Source organism: Sphingomonas crocodyli (assembly GCF_004005865.1).
Classification (GTDB): domain Bacteria; phylum Pseudomonadota; class Alphaproteobacteria; order Sphingomonadales; family Sphingomonadaceae; genus Rhizorhabdus; species Rhizorhabdus crocodyli.
In genome coordinates, this window is sequence record NZ_SACN01000004.1 from 153,519 (window position 1) to 167,449 (window position 13,931).

Sequence of the window (13,931 nt, forward strand, 5' to 3'; positions counted from 1 at the left end):
AAATCACGCCTCGGTGGTCTCTTCCGCAGCGGCTTCCGCGGCGGGAGCTTCCTCGGCGGGCGCTTCTTCGACGACCGGAGCCTTGGCGGCTTCCTCGGCGGCCTTCAGCTTCTCGGCACGCTCCTCGGCGCGCTCCTTGGCCTTGTCGCCCGGCTCGGCCTTCTTCGGGTTGTTGCGCGCGGGGCGCTCCTTGATGCCGGCGGCGTCGAGGAAGCGGGCGACGCGATCGGTCGGCTGCGCGCCAACCGAGAGCCAGTGCTTCGCGCGCTCGGTGTCGAGCACGACGCGGTTGGCGTCGTCCTTGGCGAGGAGCGGGTTGTACGAGCCGATCTTCTCGATGAAGGCGCCGTCACGCGGAGCGCGCGAGTTGGCGACGACGATGCGGTAATAGGGGCGCTTCTTGGCGCCGCCACGGGCGAGACGGATGGAAACGGCCATTGTAGTCAGTCCTTTCTGGGTATTCGAATTGGGTTAAATCACTTCTTTTTCAGGAAATTCTGGAAGCCGGGCGGAAGGCCGCCGGCACCGGGGAGGCCCGGCAGATTGCCGCCGCCCGGCATCGGGGGCAGGCCACCTGCCCCGCCACCGCCGAGCATGCCGCCAAGGCCGCCGCCGCCACCGAAGAGGGCGCCGAGCTGCTTGAGCCCGCCCATCTTCTTCACCTTCTTCATCATGGTCGACATGTCCTGATGCATCTTCAGGAGCTTGTTGACCTCCTGCACCGTGGTGCCGGATCCCTTGGCCACGCGGATCTTGCGCTTGGCGTTGAGCAGTTCGGGCTTGGTCCGTTCCTTGGGCGTCATCGAACCGATGATCGCATCCATACGGACGAGCACTTTGTCGTCGGCGGCGCCGTTGGCCACCGCCTGCTTCACCTGCTTGATGCCGGGCAGCATCGAGGCGAGGCCCGAAAGGCCGCCCATACGCTGCATCTGCTTCAGCTGGTTGCGCAGGTCGTTCATGTCGAACTGGCCCTTGGCCATCCGCGCGGCGAGCGCCTCGGCCTCTTCGACCTTGATCGTCTCGGCGGCCTTTTCGACCAGCGAGACGACGTCGCCCATGCCCAGGATGCGGCCGGCGACGCGCTGCGGCTGGAACAGCTCCAGCCCGTCCAGCTTTTCGCCGGTGCCGACGAACTTGATCGGCTTGCCGGTGACATGCCGCATCGACAACGCCGCACCGCCGCGCGCATCGCCGTCCATACGGGTCAGCACCACGCCGGTCAGCGGCACCTGTTCGGAGAAGCTCGACGCGACGTTGACGGCGTCCTGGCCGGTCAGCGCGTCGACGACGAGCAGGATTTCCTCGGGATCGGCGACGCCGGCGACCGCCTTCATCTCGTCCATCAGCGCCTGATCGACGTGGAGACGGCCCGCCGTGTCGAGCATCAGGACGTCATAGCCCTGCAGCTTGGCAGCCTGCAGCGCGCGCTTGGCGATGTCGACCGGCTGCTGCCCCGCGACGATCGGCAGGGTCGCGACCGATGCCTGCGTGCCCAAAGTCGCCAGCTGTTCCTGCGCGGCCGGGCGATTGACGTCGAGCGACGCCATCAGCACCTTCTTGCGGCCCTTTTCGGTGAGGCGCTTGGCGATCTTGGCGGTCGTGGTGGTCTTACCCGAACCCTGCAGACCGACCATCATGATGATCGCGGGCGGGGTGACGTCGACGTTCAGATCGACCGCGTCCGATCCGAGCATTTCGACCAGCGCGTCGTTGACGATCTTGACGACCTGCTGGCCCGGCGTGACCGAACGCAGCACCTGCTGGCCCACCGCCTGCTCGGTCGCCTTGTCGACGAACTCGCGGACCACCGGCAGCGCGACATCGGCTTCGAGCAGCGCGATGCGAACCTCGCGCATCGCGGCGCGCACGTCCGATTCGCTGAGCGCGCCACGCCCGCGCAGGCGGTCGAAGACGCCGTTCAGCCGATCGCTCAGACTATCGAACATGCACTACTCCCAGCCTGTGAAAAGGCCCGTTAAACCGATGCTCCAGGGCCAAACGCAAAATACGCCGGCGGGCGAAACCTCGCCGGCCAGCGGGCGTCCGTGGACGCTGATATCTTGCGTTCGTGTTGGAACGACGGGGCGGCCTCTAGCGATTTCGGCCCGAAAGGGCAAGCGCGCCTTGGCGCGCAGCCAGCCTTGCGATAGGCAGTTCGCTAAGCAGGGGGAGCTTGGACGATGACGCAATCGGGGTCGCTGGACCGGCGCTGGACGACGATCATCATCGTCCTGTTCATTCTGGGCGGGGTCGCCTTCCGGCTCGGCTGGCTCGCGACGATCGGCCATGATTACTGGCTGAAAGGAGGCACGGCGGAGGCCGGCAACATCGCCCGCGCCATCGCCGAACAGCACAGCTTCGCCGATTCCTACCAGCCCGGCCAGGGCCCGACCGCGCATCTCAGTCCCGTGTCCCCCGCGATCGCCGGCGGGGTCTATCTCCTATTCGGCTATGGAACGCCTCTGTCCGAAGCCGTGCTGACCGCATGGGCTTTGGCGATCATCTTCTTCGCCTTCTGGCTTTGTTACCGCATCTTCGAAGAACTCGGCTCCCCGCCCTTGGCGCGGCTCGGCGCATTCGGGCTGCTCGCGATGATGCCGCTCAATTTCTATACCGAGATCGTCAATTTCCGGATCTGGGAAGGCGGTATCACCGTCGTCATCGCGGGTCTCTATCTGCTCCATCTGCTGAAGCTGGATCGGCGTGAGACGATCACGACCGGCGATATGTGGAAGATGGCGCTGCTGGCGTCGCTTTGCCTGCTGATCAATCCGCCGACGGGATTGGGCGCCTATGCAGCCGGCACGATCCTGATGGTCCGCAAGGTGCCCCGCCCGGCCTGGATCAAAACCGTGCTGATCGTCGCCGTGACGACCTTGGCTGTCCTGACGCCGTGGACGATCCGCAACGCGGTGGTGATGGGCCGCGCCATTCCGTTCCGCAGCAACCTGCCCGTCGAAATGGCGCTCGCCAACCATGACGGGATGGTCCACGACGCCGATCGCTTCAAGGCGTTCACCGACCATTATTACGTGGTGCACCCGGCCCGCCCCGCAGGCTGGGCGCGGTTCAAAGCGGCCGGCGGCGAACTCCCCTATTTCGACGAACTGGCGCGCGAGAACCGGGCATGGATCAAGGCGCATCCCGGCGACTTCGCCTATCTGTGCGCCCGCCACCTGGTCGAGTTCATGTTCCCCCCCGCCTGGTATTGGGATTCGCCGGGGATCACCACGAGCACGGGCAGCACCGGCACGATCGTGAAGCTGGCGATCAACTGGATCGCATCGACCCTTGGCCTGCTGGGGCTGGCTTATGGGCTGTGGCGGGTGGGCCGCGGCTATATTTACATCCTGCCGATGCTGCTGCTGCCGATCCTGCCTTACATGATCGTGCAGCCGATCATGCGCTATCGCTACATCATCTTTTCGATGCTGGTGTTCCTGTCGTTCGATCTGGTGGGCCGCCTGTGGGCAAACCGCAACGCGGCGCGCCGATCGATCGCGTCAGAAAGTTGAGCAGCCGCGCGCGATAGGCGGGCGTCTCGATCCCCGCCGTCGCCGCATGATCGAGGCCCGGTGCAAACCAGATCGCCCTGGGATCATTGGCGCGCGCGAACATCGCCCGCACCTCGACAGGCGGGGTCGATTCATCCTCCGCCCCGCCGATCAACAACAGCGGGCCGCGATAGCGCGCGACCGCATCGATCGGCGCCAGGCGCGACGGCGGCACCCCGATCCGCAGCCAGGTCTGCCCGCTGAGCAAGGGTTCGAGCAGCAGCGCGGGCGCACGGCCGATCCGGCTGGCGATCCGGTTGAAGATCGCGTCATGGATCGTCGGAAACACCGCCTGCAGCACCAGCGCATCGGCCGGGATCGGCCCCTCATCGCCCAGCAAGGCCGCCGCCCCGCCCAGCGAACTGCCAACCAGAGCAGCCGGCGCACCCCGCTGCCGCACCTTGAGCCAGTCGAACGCCGCGCGCGCATCGCGGCTTTCGTGGAGGCCATAGCTCAGGTCGGTGATCGTCGATTCGCCATGCCCGCGCAGATCGATCGCCAGGGTCGCGAAGCCGCGCGCCGACAGCCACTTGGCATTGCCCGCCATCGCCGCCCGCCCGCCGCCCTTGGGGTGGAGCAACAGCACGGCGGGCGCATCGACCGTGCAGCCGGGGCGATACGTGCCCGCGATCGAAATGCCGTCGCTGGCGGTCAGTCGGATGTCCCGCGCGGGCGCGACGGCCGACGGAACCGGGCCACCGTAGCCCCGAACCAGCCATGATCCGACGCACCAGGTGGCGCCAAAGCCCACAAGCAGAAGCGGCAGTCCGCCGATCAGCCAACGTCGCATAGAGGCCCCCTTATGGACTCAGCCCCCGGCAATCCCTAGATCGCGGGCGCTATGGCGCTCCGGTTCCACAAGATGCACGGCCTCGGCAACGACTTCGTCGTGATCGATGCGCGTGAACAGGCGGTCACGATGACCGATGGTCTCGCGCGCGCCCTTTCCGATCGCAAGACCGGCATCGGCTGCGACCAGTTGATCCTGATCGAGCCGTCCGCCGTCGCCACCGCGAAGATGCGCATCTTCAACGCCGATGGCGGTGAGGTCGAAAGCTGCGGCAACGCCACGCGCTGCGTCGTCAGCCTGCTGGGCGGCGAAGCGACGGTCGAAACGTTGGGCGGCCTGCTCGACGGGCGCACGATCGGCGGCACCGTCTCGGTCGACCTGATCGAGCCGCGCTTCGATTGGGACGCGATCCCGTTGGCCTATGCGATGGACACCGCGCGCATGCCGGTGGGCTGGGACGAGTTGACCGATCCGGTCGGCGTCAATGTCGGCAATCCGCACGTCGTCTTCTTCGTCGATGATGTCGATGCCGTGCCGCTCGATATCCTCGGCCCGCAGATCGAGACCGACCCGCTGTTCCCCGCGCGGATCAACGTCAACATCGCGCAGGTCGTCGGGCCGAACCATCTCAAGATGCGCACCTTCGAACGCGGGGTCGGCCTGACCCGCGCGTGCGGAACCGGCGCGTGCGCGACCGGCGTCGCGGCGATCCGGCGCGGGCTGATGAAGGGTCCGGTGACGATCGACATGCCCGGCGGCACGCTGGTGATCGATTGGGCGCCCGGCCGCCCGGTCAACATGGCCGGCCCGGCAACGCATGTCTTCACGGCCGAGGCAGATATCAGCGCCTTCCAATGAGCGGCCCCGAACTGATCACGCTGGGTTGTCGGCTGAACATCGCCGAGAGCGAGGCGATGCGCGCGGCCGCCGCCGATCAGGATGACCTCATCATCGTCAACAGCTGCGCCGTGACGGCCGAGGCGGTGCGTCAGGCGAAGAAGGCAATCCGCAAGGCGGCCCGCGCGCGCCCCGAAGCGCGCATCGTCGTCACCGGCTGCGCGGCGCAGATCGAGCCGGACACCTTCGCGGCGATGCCCGAAGTCGCCCGCGTGCTGGGCAATGGCGAGAAGCAGCAGCCCCAGGCTTTCCGCTTCGACCGACCCGACGTGGCCGAGGTCCATGTCGCCGACATCATGGGCGTCCGCCGCAACGCGCCACACATGGCCGCCGCCTTCGCCGATCAGACGCGCGCCTTCGTCGAGGTGCAGAATGGCTGCGACCATCGCTGCACCTTCTGCGTGATCCCGCTGGGCCGCGGCCCCAGCCGATCGGTGCCGGCCGGCGCGGTGATCGATCGGATCGCGGAGATCGTCGATCAGGGGCAGGCCGAAGTCGTCCTGACCGGCGTCGACCTCACCAGCTACGGCCCAGACCTTCCCGGCGCGCCGACCTTGGGCCAGCTTGTCGAGCGCATCCTGCGCCACGTTCCCAAGCTTCAGCGGCTACGCCTCTCCTCGCTCGACATGATCGAGATCGACGATCGGCTGTTCGACCTCATCACCGGTGAGGCGCGGATCATGCCGCACCTCCATCTGTCGCTGCAGGCCGGCGACGACATGATCCTCAAGCGGATGAAGCGCCGCCATTCGCGTGCTCAATCCGTCGCCGTCGTCGAACGCCTCAAGGCGAAGCGCCCCGACATCGCGATCGGCGCGGACCTGATCGCCGGCTTCCCGACCGAGGATGACGCGATGGCCGCGAACAGCCTCGCACTAATCGACGATTGCGACATCGTCTTCGGCCACATCTTCCCTTACTCGCCCCGCCCCGGCACGCCGGCCGCGCGGATGCCGCAAGTGCCGCGCGACACCATCCGTGCGCGCGCCGCCGCGCTGCGCGAGGCGGCAGAACGTCGCAAGGCGGACTGGCTTCGCTCGCTCGTGGGCACGGTGCAGCCGGTTCTGATCGAGCGCGGCGGCACCGGCCACGCACCAAACTTCGCGCCGGTAAGTTTCCTATGGGAAACTTTCGCTGTAGGCAGCGTCCAACCCCTCCGCATCACCGGCGTCGCCGGCCCCCATCTGACAGGCATATCCGAATGAGCGAACCCACCTGGCAGGACAAGCTGTTCGGCGGCTTCCGGCGCACCAGCGACCGGCTGGCACAGAACCTGACCGGCCTGTTCACCGCCGCCGAACTCGACGACGCAAAGCTCGACGAGATCGAAGAGGCGCTGATCGCGTCGGACCTCGGCCCCGCCACCGCCGCGCGCATCCGCGCCCGGATCGACGCCTTCCGCTACGACCGCAAGGTGACCGAGGACGATATCCGCCGCATCGTCGCGAACGAGATCGAGACGATCCTCGCCCCCGTCGCCAAGCCACTGGAGATCGAAGCCTTTCCGCGCCCGCAGGTGATCCTGGTCATCGGCGTCAACGGCTCGGGCAAGACCACGACGATCGCCAAGCTCGCGCATCTGCTGAAAGAGCAGGATTACAACGTCATGCTCGTCGCGGGCGATACCTTCCGCGCCGCCGCGATCGGGCAGCTCAAGGTCTGGGCCGAGCGGATCGACGTGCCGATCATCACCGGCGCCGAGGGGGGCGATGCCGCAAGCCTCGTCTTCGAAGGCGTCAAGCAAGGCGTGGCGAGCGGCATCGACGTGCTGATCGTCGACACCGCCGGTCGCCTGCAGAACAAGGCTGGCCTGATGGACGAGCTGGCGAAGATCCGTCGAGTCCTGGGGCGGCTCAACCCGGCGGCGCCCCATGACGTCCTGCTCGTGCTCGATGCGACCACGGGTCAGAATGCGTTAAGCCAGATCGGGATATTCAAGGAGACGGCGGGCGTGACCGGCCTCGTGATGACCAAGCTGGACGGCACCGCCAAGGGCGGCGTCCTGGTCGCCGCGGCCGAACAATATGGCCTGCCCGTCCACGCAATCGGTTTAGGCGAAGGCGTGGACGACCTGAAACCCTTCGACGCCGGCGAAGTCGCCCGCGCGATCGCGGGGATCGAGAGGATAGCCAAGTGAACGACGTCGCCCTGAAGGCACCGAAGGAACCCGGCCCGCTCGCCAAGGTCGCGATCGATCTCGGCCCGCTGGTTGCCTATTTCGCGGCCTATGCGCTGACTAAGAACGTGATCCTTGCGACCGCGGTGTTCATGGTCGCGACCGCCGGATCGATCCTCGCGTCGAAGCTGCTCCACGGCCGCGTTTCGGCGATGCTGTGGTTTTCGGGCGTGATGGTGCTGGTGCTGGGCGGGCTGACCGTCTGGCTCAAGGACGCGACCTTCATCAAGATGAAGCCCACCGTCTATTATCTGTTGGTCGCCGGCATCCTGGGCTTTGGCCTGTGGACCGACCGGCCGACGCTCAAGATGGTGCTGGGCTCGTCCTTCCCCGGCCTCAGCGACCTTGGCTGGCGCAAGCTGACGCGCAACTGGGCCTTCTTCTTCGTCGCGATGGCCGTCGCCAACGAAGCGGTCTGGCGCACCACCTCGACCGAATTCTGGCTCGGCTACAAGCTCTGGGGCGCGATGCCCGCGACGATGGTCTTCATGCTCGCCAACCTGCCGATGCTCAGCCGCCACGGCTTCAGCGGCGAGAAGCCTGAGGACGTTAGCCTGCCGCCGCAGGGCTGATCAAAAAATCGCAGAATTGCGTTCGGTTTCACCGAACTGTCACACAAAATTTACCCCCTGTTGACCCTCCCGGATTAGCCGAAGGTCGCAGGGAGATATGCATGTTCCACGCCGCGATCAGTGCCAGCCAAAGTGATATCGAGGCCGTCGAAGCCGCGATGGTCGGCCACGCCGTGGGGATCGATGCGCCGTTCCAGACCGTGGTGGAACTGCTCTCGCAGGACGCCGAAACCGCGACCGTGGCGGTGCTCGACGATGATCGCCGCCCGATCGGCGCGATTCGCGAGATCGACGTGCGCGCCTTCCTGCTCAACCCCTTCGCCCATGCACTGATCCAGAACCCCGCGCTCAAGCGCGATCTGCGCCCCTTCGTGCGGCCCGTACCGACCGCCGAGATCGATGCGGGGCTCAGTCCGATGCTCGCGCTCATTTCGGCCGAGGGCGGGCAAAGCGCGCTTGCCGTCACGCGCGAGGGCCGGTTTCTGGGGCTGATCGGCAGCGGCGCGATGCTGCGGCTGGCGGCCGACCGGGAGGCTGCGATCGGCGCCGAGCGCGCGGTGCGCCTCGCCCGGATCGGTGCCGCCAGCGCCACGATGCGCGCCGAGGCCGCCGCACTGTCTGCTGAGATCGACACCATCGCCGCCACCCTCCTCTCCGCCGCCGACGAAACCGGCGTGCGCGCGGGAGAGGTCGGGCAACAGGGCCTCTCGGTCGCCGCCGCTGCCGAACAGGCGGTCACCAACGTGCAGGATATCGCGACCGAAGGCCGCGCGCTGGCGGGCGAACTCGATCGGCTGGGCGACGAGGCGACCGCCGCGCACGCCTCCTCGATCCGCGCGTCGGACCTGATGGACCAGGGCGAGCGCCGCGCCGACGAACTCGCCATCGCCGCGGTCGAGATCGAACAGGTCACCGCCGCGATCGACAAGATCGCCAGAACGATCAACATGCTCGCGATCAACGCCACGATCGAGGCGGCACGCGCGGGCGATGCCGGGCGCGGCTTTGCCGTGGTGGCAGCCGAGGTAAAGGCCTTGTCCAACCGATCGCGCGAAGCGACCAGCCTGATCTCCACGAAGCTCGCCGCCGTCCATGCCAGCGTCCGCAACGTCACCGACAGCCATCATGGGCTGACCGATGTGATCGCCAATTTGCGCGGGCTTTCCGAAGGGATCGAGCGCGCCGTGACCCGCAACAGCGCGGCGACCCGCACGATCGCGTCGCATGTCGACGATGCCGCCACCGCGAACGACCTGATCCGCCGCAACGCCGCCGCGATCAACGACGCCGCCGAAGGTTCGCGCCAGGAAGCCCACGCCATCGCCGCGGTCGCGACCCAGCTGACCGGCAGCGCCGCGACCCTGCAGCAGCGGCTGACCGCTTTTCTGGATGAGGTTCAGGCGGCGTAGGCCGAAAATGAAAAGGGCCGGCGCGTCGCCGCACCGGCCCCTTCATCAACTCTGACGAGCGATTATTGCTGCTGGTCGGCGCGGTCGATGCCCTTGCCGTCCAGGTTCTGCGACACGAAGTCCCAGTTCACGATCTTCGACAGCACTTCCTCGGCGAACTTCGGCCGGGCGTTGCGATAGTCGATATAATAAGCGTGTTCCCACACATCGAGGGTCAGCAGCGGGGTCGCGCCGTTGACGATCGGCGTGTCGGCATCGTGCCACGACGTGATCTTGAGCGCGTCGCCTTCGAGCACCAGCCACGCCCAGCCCGACGCGAAGTGCCCGACGGCCTCGGCCGCCATCTTCTCGACCAGCCCCGCCTGCGAACCGAAGGCGTCTTCGATCAGCTTGGCGAGCTTTTCGGACGGCTTGGTCGAACCTTCGGGCGCCAGACCATTCCAGTAGAAGGTGTGGTTCCAGATCTGGGCGGCGTTGTTGAACAGCCCCTTGTCGCCCTTTTCCTTGGCGAGCTTGGTCACGTCGACCAGCGACTTGCCGGCCAGCCCCTTCTCGTCGATCCAGCCATTGACCTTGTCGACATAGGCCTTGTGATGCTTGCCGTGATGGAAATCGAAGCTCTCGGCCGAAAGGACCGGCTCGAGCGCCGCCTTATCGAAAGGCAGCGGGGGCAGAATGAAAGCCATTGCACAAAACTCCCTGGAAAAGTGCATGAGGACCGGCCTCCTCAACGACCTGAAATCGGCTGAGGTCCAACAAAATTTTCCGATCGGTCCTCATTGTCGCAGCGCAACGAAAAAACGACGATCGCTCATTTCCTGTGACAAACGACTCCCCGCGCCATAGACTGTTCCGACAGGCCGGTGGGAAGCGGCCAAAAGACCAAGGGGACATGGGAGCATGGACAAGTTTTTCGGCAATCTGCACCTGGTGCTGGTCGTCGGCCTTCTGGCTGCGATCGCGCTGATGCTGGGCGTGCATCACGATTATGTGACCGCCAATTATGTGCTGCGCTGGCTGCACGTCTTCTTCGGCATCACCTGGATCGGCCTGCTCTACTATTTCAACTTCGTGCAGATCCCGACCATGCCGTCGGTCCCCGCCGAACTGAAGCCGGGCGTCACCAAATATATCGCGCCCAAGGCCCTGTTCTTCTTCCGCTGGGGTGCGGCCTTCACCGTGCTGACCGGCCTCGCGGTGGCGCATGTCACCGGCTATCTGCATCAGGCGCTGATGCTGCAGCATGATTATCTGCTGATCGGCATCGGCATGTGGCTGGCGCTGATCATGGCGTTCAACGTGTGGGTCTTCATCTGGCCCGCGCAGAAGATCGCGCTCGGCCTGGTCGAGGCGGATGCGGACGCGAAGGCGAAGAATGCGCGCAAGGCGATGCTGTTTTCGCGCACCAACACCCTGCTTTCGATCCCGATGCTCTACGCGATGACCAACGCGAACCTGGGTTGAGGCAACGACGATCCTCCCCCGGAGGGGGAGGTGGCATATCGCAGATATGACGGAGGGGTATTGGCCGGCAGCGTCCCGCTAGCGGCCAATACTCCTCCACCGCTTTCAGCGGTCCCCCTCCCCCTCCGGGGGAGGATTATATTCTCCGCCGCCACGCCCTGCGCGCACCGCGCAATAAGGCCCGTGCCGGTCGCGGCAGGGGCAGCCGATCCAGCATCCCCGGCGGGGAAATATCGGTCGGCGACGGGCGCTGGACGCCCAGTTGGGGAACCGCAAGCCCCGTCGCGATTTCGGGATGCGCCGCGCGGAACCAGCCATAGGCGCCATCGACATCCATCGGCCCGCCATCGGGGCTTCCCGCCGGGCGCGTCAGCATCAGCTCGAGATAGGGGATCGCGCGGGCGATCGTCGACTGATCGAAGCCCATCATGTGTGTAAGCCCGACCACGTCCTGCGGATCCGCGCGCGTCACCGGCGCCTCGATCGGCGGCGCGGCCATATGATGGCCGCCGTAGAAAATCCCGAACTTGCCCGCATCGCAGGCGTCGAGCGCGACGGGCAGCAGCGCATCGATCCGCGCGACGAAATCGCAATCATCCTCCAGCAGCAGAATCCGCTTATGCCCCGCCTGCAGCGCCATGCGCAGCACGCCCAGATGACTGAGGAAGCATCCCCGCGCGCCGATGCTGCGAAAGCCGCTCGCCTCATCCGGCGCGACCGCCGCGAACAGGGTCACGCGAGGATCGTCGAAGCCCGTCCCGATCCGCCGCAATTCGCCCGCCATCTCGTCGCGGCGATCGGTGCGTGCGGGGAGATTGATGACGTAGAGGTGATCGAAGCTCGCGAACAATCGGTCCGCGAGCATCAGCCGGCCCGATCGAGCAAATCGTGGCGGCGCAGCGCGTGGCGCAACTGGTCGTAGGTCAGCTTGAGCGCGGTCGCGGTCGCGCGCTGGTTGAAGCGGCAGCGACGTAGAGCGGCTTCGAGCAGCAGCTTTTCATGGCTCAGGCACGCCGCACGGAAATCGTCGCAGTCGATCTCGACCGTGGGTGCGGCAACCGGCGCGGGCTCCGGATCATTGCTCATCGGCCCCGCCGCAATCGGCGTCGCCGCAGGCGCGGATGCTGCGACGGGCGAGCTTTTCGGCCGCCACGGGCTTTCGAACGGATCGAAATGGATCGCGCCCACCGCGCTTTCGGGATCGTCCCAGCGATAGACCGCGCGCTCGACCACGTTGCGCAATTCGCGGACATTGCCCGGCCAGTCATAGTCAGCGAGCAGCTTCGCCGCATCGGGGCCGAAGCCCGGCCAATAGGGCCAGCCCAGTTCGGCCGCCATGCGCCGCCCGAAATGATCGGCCAGCACCGGCACGTCGCCCTCGCGCGCGCGCAACGGCGGCAGCGTCACAACCTCGAACGACAAGCGATCGAGCAAGTCGGCGCGGAACCGCCCCTTTTCCACCAGCCCCGGCAGATGTTCGTTGGTCGCCGCCACGATGCGGACGTCGACCCGGATCGGCCGTGACGATCCGATCCGCGTCACCTCACCATATTCGGTCGCGCGCAGCAGCCGTTCCTGCGCGCCCATCGACAGGGTCGCGAGTTCGTCGAGGAACAATGTGCCGCCATCGGCTTCCTCGAACCGGCCCTGGCGCGCTTTGGTGGCGCCGGTGAAGGCGCCTGCCTCATGCCCGAACAGTTCGGCTTCGATCAGCGTTTCGGGCAGCGCCGCGCAGTTCATCGTGACGAGCGGCCCGTCCCAGCGCCCCGACAGGCGGTGGAGGCGCTCGGCGACCAGTTCCTTGCCGGTCCCGCGCTCGCCGATCACCAGCACAGGGCGGTTCAACGCGGCCGCGCGGCTCGCGCGTTCGACCGAGTCCAGAAAGGCCAGCGACTGGCCGATAAAGGCATTATCCCGCTCCACGCGGACAGTTGGCGTATTTTCCCAACTTATCGCAAGCGAAATCCGCCAACCCGCCGATGCGGCCATGCCAAAGCCCGGATTCCGGCGCTTTTCGAAATTGGCACGGTCTCTGCAATGATATTTGCAACCGGCATCGCCCGGAAACGACAAGACCGCGTAGCCCCAAGGAGTGCCGACAAGATGGGTATCTTTTCCCGAACCCGCGACATCATCGCCGCCAACGTGACCGACCTGCTCGATCGCGCCGAGGATCCTTCGAAGATGATCCGCATGATCATCCTCGAAATGGAAGAAACCCTCGTCGAGGTTCGCGCGTCGGCCGCCCGCACGATCGCCGACCAGAAGGAAATGCGCCGCCAGATCAGCAAGCTGGAAACGGTGCAGGCCAACTGGATCGAGAAGGCCGAGCTGGCGCTGTCGAAGGGCCGCGAGGATCTCGCCAAGGCCGCTCTGGTCGAAAAGCAGAAGGCGGCGGACCTTGCCGAACAGCTGAACGACGAGATCGGCCTGCTCGATGACGCGCTCAAGGCGTCGGAAGCCGATATCGCCAAGCTGCAGGGCAAGCTGCGCGAGGCGCGCGCCCGCCAGAACTCGATCGTCACCCGCCTCGAATCGGCGCACAACCGCGCGAAGATGCGTGAGATGTATGCGGGTCCGAAGATCGACGACGCCTTCTCGCGCTTCGAGCTGCTCGAACGCCGGGTCGACTATGCCGAAGGTCGCGCCGATGCGGCCGGCATGGGCGCCGCGCCCAAGACGCTCGAGGAAGAGATCGCCGAGCTGCGCTCGTCCGACAAGGTCGAGGCCGAGCTCGCCGCCCTGAAGGCCAAGCAGGCCGGTAAGGAGGGCTGATCGTCATGGAAGACGTGCTCGTCCCCATCGTCGTCATCCCGGTCATCTTCCTGGGCCTGCCCTGGCTGATCTTCCACTACATCACCCAGTGGAAGAAGAATGGCAGCCTCACGGTCGAAGACGAACGGGCGCTCGACGACCTGCATGAGATGGCGCGTCGGATGGACGATCGGCTGGCCACGCTGGAACGGATCCTCAACGCCGAGGATCCGACCTGGCGGCCCCGCCAGAGCCCCGACCGCACCCACGGGGATGACTGGCGCCGCGACAACTGACCGCGGCACCGCCCCC

15 protein-coding genes are annotated in these 13,931 nt (G+C 66.3%); 9 read left to right on the plus strand and 6 right to left on the minus strand.

Annotated elements, in window-relative coordinates:
• Positions 1 to 3 precede the first annotated feature (3 nt).
• Both rpsP and ffh read right to left on the minus strand, forming a co-directional pair.
• Entirely contained in the window at positions 4 to 438 is a 435-nt protein-coding gene (gene rpsP / locus EOD43_RS20735) for a 30S ribosomal protein S16 (RefSeq protein WP_127745977.1), read from the minus strand.
• A gap of 38 nt (positions 439 to 476) precedes the next feature.
• Positions 477 to 1,949: a signal recognition particle protein gene (gene ffh, locus EOD43_RS20740; protein WP_127745979.1), complete on the minus strand. Its 1,473-nt coding sequence runs from the start codon at positions 1,947 to 1,949 to the stop codon at positions 477 to 479.
• 234 nt (positions 1,950 to 2,183) lie between these two features.
• On the opposite strand from ffh, the gene EOD43_RS20745 reads away from it, so the two are divergent.
• Positions 2,184 to 3,518 (plus strand): hypothetical protein, encoded by a 1,335-nt coding sequence (locus tag EOD43_RS20745; protein WP_127745981.1) that lies wholly within the window; start codon positions 2,184 to 2,186, stop codon positions 3,516 to 3,518.
• Here EOD43_RS20745 and EOD43_RS20750 read toward each other — a convergent pair.
• The gene (locus EOD43_RS20750) at positions 3,421 to 4,347 is read right to left on the minus strand and encodes an alpha/beta hydrolase (RefSeq protein WP_127745983.1); all 927 of its coding nucleotides are present in this window, start codon (positions 4,345 to 4,347) and stop codon (positions 3,421 to 3,423) included. The genes EOD43_RS20745 and EOD43_RS20750 overlap by 98 nt on opposite strands.
• Before the next feature lie 51 nt (positions 4,348 to 4,398).
• On the opposite strand from EOD43_RS20750, the gene dapF reads away from it, so the two are divergent.
• From dapF to EOD43_RS20775, 5 genes are all read left to right on the plus strand, one after another.
• Positions 4,399 to 5,205, plus strand: a complete 807-nt coding sequence (gene dapF / locus EOD43_RS20755; RefSeq protein WP_127745985.1) for a diaminopimelate epimerase — start codon at positions 4,399 to 4,401, stop codon at positions 5,203 to 5,205.
• Entirely contained in the window at positions 5,202 to 6,449 is a 1,248-nt protein-coding gene (gene mtaB, locus EOD43_RS20760; protein ID WP_127745986.1) for a tRNA (N(6)-L-threonylcarbamoyladenosine(37)-C(2))-methylthiotransferase MtaB, read from the plus strand. The genes dapF and mtaB overlap by 4 nt, the downstream gene beginning before the upstream one ends.
• Positions 6,446 to 7,381, plus strand: coding sequence for a signal recognition particle-docking protein FtsY (gene ftsY, locus EOD43_RS20765; protein ID WP_127745988.1), 936 nt, complete (start codon positions 6,446 to 6,448; stop codon positions 7,379 to 7,381). The genes mtaB and ftsY overlap by 4 nt, the downstream gene beginning before the upstream one ends.
• Entirely contained in the window at positions 7,378 to 7,992 is a 615-nt protein-coding gene (locus EOD43_RS20770; RefSeq protein ID WP_127745990.1) for a septation protein A, read from the plus strand. The genes ftsY and EOD43_RS20770 overlap by 4 nt, the downstream gene beginning before the upstream one ends.
• A 101-nt stretch (positions 7,993 to 8,093) precedes the next feature.
• Positions 8,094 to 9,401: a methyl-accepting chemotaxis protein gene (locus EOD43_RS20775; RefSeq protein ID WP_127745992.1), complete on the plus strand. Its 1,308-nt coding sequence runs from the start codon at positions 8,094 to 8,096 to the stop codon at positions 9,399 to 9,401.
• 62 nt (positions 9,402 to 9,463) lie between these two features.
• On the opposite strand, the gene EOD43_RS20780 is transcribed toward EOD43_RS20775, so the two are convergent.
• Positions 9,464 to 10,087 carry a superoxide dismutase gene (locus EOD43_RS20780; protein ID WP_127745994.1) on the minus strand — a complete coding sequence of 208 codons (624 nt, stop codon included), beginning with the start codon at positions 10,085 to 10,087 and terminating at the stop codon, positions 9,464 to 9,466.
• Positions 10,088 to 10,301: 214 nt separating this feature from the next.
• Between EOD43_RS20780 and EOD43_RS20785 the strand changes: the two genes are divergently transcribed.
• Entirely contained in the window at positions 10,302 to 10,865 is a 564-nt protein-coding gene (locus tag EOD43_RS20785; RefSeq protein ID WP_127745996.1) for a urate hydroxylase PuuD, read from the plus strand.
• Positions 10,866 to 11,001: 136 nt separating this feature from the next.
• Here the strand turns inward: EOD43_RS20785 and EOD43_RS20790 are convergent, their stop codons facing one another.
• Together EOD43_RS20790 and pspF are read right to left on the minus strand one after the other, a co-directional pair.
• Entirely contained in the window at positions 11,002 to 11,730 is a 729-nt protein-coding gene (locus tag EOD43_RS20790) for a glycosyltransferase family 25 protein (RefSeq protein ID WP_127745998.1), read from the minus strand.
• On the minus strand, positions 11,730 to 12,788 hold the full coding sequence (gene pspF, locus EOD43_RS20795; RefSeq protein ID WP_127745999.1) for a phage shock protein operon transcriptional activator: 1,059 nt from the start codon (positions 12,786 to 12,788) through the stop codon (positions 11,730 to 11,732). Before pspF ends, EOD43_RS20790 begins: the two co-directional genes overlap by 1 nt.
• A gap of 180 nt (positions 12,789 to 12,968) precedes the next feature.
• Here pspF and pspA point away from each other — a divergent pair, with 180 nt between their 5' ends.
• Together pspA and pspB are read left to right on the plus strand one after the other, a co-directional pair.
• Positions 12,969 to 13,640 carry a phage shock protein PspA gene (gene pspA, locus EOD43_RS20800; protein ID WP_127746001.1) on the plus strand — a complete coding sequence of 224 codons (672 nt, stop codon included), beginning with the start codon at positions 12,969 to 12,971 and terminating at the stop codon, positions 13,638 to 13,640.
• Positions 13,641 to 13,645: 5 nt separating this feature from the next.
• Positions 13,646 to 13,915 (plus strand): envelope stress response membrane protein PspB, encoded by a 270-nt coding sequence (gene pspB / locus EOD43_RS20805; protein ID WP_127746003.1) that lies wholly within the window; start codon positions 13,646 to 13,648, stop codon positions 13,913 to 13,915.
• Positions 13,916 to 13,931 lie beyond the last annotated feature (16 nt).